This is a genomic window from Lysinibacillus sp. NPDC058147 (genome assembly GCF_042884205.1).
Lineage (GTDB): Bacteria > Bacillota > Bacilli > Bacillales_A > Planococcaceae > Lysinibacillus.
Map to the genome: position 1 here is coordinate 1 of NZ_JBHVUJ010000026.1, position 2,435 is coordinate 2,435.

At 51.9% G+C, this 2,435-nt stretch carries 2 rRNA genes; both read left to right on the top strand.

The features are described 5' to 3' along the window. Positions 1-197 (top strand): 16S ribosomal RNA (locus ACFVT8_RS24515); the annotation flags it as partial. A gap of 233 nt (positions 198-430) precedes the next feature. Continuing rightward, positions 431-2,435 (top strand): 23S ribosomal RNA (locus tag ACFVT8_RS24520); the annotation flags it as partial.

The following is a 2,435-nucleotide window of genomic DNA, read 5'->3' on the forward strand; positions in this document are numbered from 1 at the left end:
GTAATCGCGGATCAGCATGCCGCGGTGAATACGTTCCCGGGCCTTGTACACACCGCCCGTCACACCACGAGAGTTTGTAACACCCGAAGTCGGTGAGGTAACCTTTTAGGAGCCAGCCGCCGAAGGTGGGACAGATGATTGGGGTGAAGTCGTAACAAGGTAGCCGTATCGGAAGGTGCGGCTGGATCACCTCCTTTCTAAGGATTTTAACGGAATATAAGACCTTGGGTCTTATAAACAGAACGTTCCCTGTCTTGTTTAGTTTTGAAGGATCATTCCTTCAAAACATAGGAACACCTGCTAAATGCGCCACTTCCTGTGGCAACGCATGTGTTAGCATGTCCTATGCGTTGTTCTTTGAAAACTAGATAACAGAAGTAATTCACATTCAATTAGTAATGCAAGATATCACGTAGTGATTCTTTTTAACGGTTAAGTTAGAAAGGGCGCACGGTGGATGCCTTGGCACTAGGAGCCGATGAAGGACGGGACGAACACCGATATGCTTCGGGGAGCTGTAAGCAAGCTTTGATCCGGAGATTTCCGAATGGGGAAACCCACCACTCGTAATGGAGTGGTATCCATATCTGAATACATAGGATATGAGAAGGCAGACCCGGGGAACTGAAACATCTAAGTACCCGGAGGAAGAGAAAGCAAATGCGATTCCCTGAGTAGCGGCGAGCGAAACGGAATTAGCCCAAACCAAGAGGCTTGCCTCTTGGGGTTGTAGGACACTCTGTACGGAGTTACAAAGGAACGAGGTAGATGAAGAGGTCTGGAAAGGCCCGCCATAGGAGGTAACAGCCCTGTAGTCAAAACTTCGTTCTCTCCTGAGTGGATCCTGAGTACGGCGGAACACGTGAAATTCCGTCGGAATCCGGGAGGACCATCTCCCAAGGCTAAATACTCCCTAGTGACCGATAGTGAACCAGTACCGTGAGGGAAAGGTGAAAAGCACCCCGGAAGGGGAGTGAAAGAGATCCTGAAACCGTGTGCCTACAAGTAGTCAGAGCCCGTTAACGGGTGATGGCGTGCCTTTTGTAGAATGAACCGGCGAGTTACGATCCCGTGCAAGGTTAAGCAGAAGATGCGGAGCCGCAGCGAAAGCGAGTCTGAATAGGGCGAATTGAGTACGTGGTCGTAGACCCGAAACCAGGTGATCTACCCATGTCCAGGGTGAAGTTCAGGTAACACTGAATGGAGGCCCGAACCCACGCACGTTGAAAAGTGCGGGGATGAGGTGTGGGTAGGGGTGAAATGCCAATCGAACCTGGAGATAGCTGGTTCTCTCCGAAATAGCTTTAGGGCTAGCCTCAAGGTAAGAGTCTCGGAGGTAGAGCACTGATTGGACTAGGGGCCCCTACCGGGTTACCGAATTCAGTCAAACTCCGAATGCCGATGACTTATCCTTGGGAGTCAGACTGCGAGTGATAAGATCCGTAGTCGAAAGGGAAACAGCCCAGACCGCCAGCTAAGGTCCCAAAGTATACGTTAAGTGGAAAAGGATGTGGAGTTGCTTAGACAACCAGGATGTTGGCTTAGAAGCAGCCACCATTTAAAGAGTGCGTAATAGCTCACTGGTCGAGTGACTCTGCGCCGAAAATGTACCGGGGCTAAACGTATCACCGAAGCTGCGGACTGTTCTTCGAACAGTGGTAGGAGAGCGTTCTAAGGGCTGTGAAGCAAGACCGGAAGGACTTGTGGAGCGCTTAGAAGTGAGAATGCCGGTATGAGTAGCGAAAGAGGGGTGAGAATCCCCTCCACCGAATGCCTAAGGTTTCCTGAGGAAGGCTCGTCCGCTCAGGGTTAGTCGGGACCTAAGCCGAGGCCGAAAGGCGTAGGCGATGGATAACAGGTTGATATTCCTGTACCACCTCCTCACCATTTGAGCAATGGGGGGACGCAGGAGGATAGGGTAAGCGCGGTATTGGATATCCGCGTCCAAGCAGTTAGGCTGGGAAATAGGCAAATCCGTTTCCCGTGAAGGCTGAGCTGTGATGGCGAGCGAATTATAGTAGCGAAGTTCCTGATTCCACACTGCCAAGAAAAGCCTCTAGCGAGGTGAGAGGTGCCCGTACCGCAAACCGACACAGGTAGGCGAGGAGAGAATCCTAAGGTGATCGAGAGAACTCTCGTTAAGGAACTCGGCAAAATGACCCCGTAACTTCGGGAGAAGGGGTGCTCTGTTAGGGTGCAAGCCCGAGAGAGCCGCAGTGAATAGGCCCAGGCGACTGTTTAGCAAAAACACAGGTCTCTGCGAAGCCGTAAGGCGAAGTATAGGGGCTGACGCCTGCCCGGTGCTGGAAGGTTAAGAGGAGCGCTTAGCGTAAGCGAAGGTGCGAATTGAAGCCCCAGTAAACGGCGGCCGTAACTATAACGGTCCTAAGGTAGCGAAATTCCTTGTCGGGTAAGTTCCGACCCGCACGAAAGGC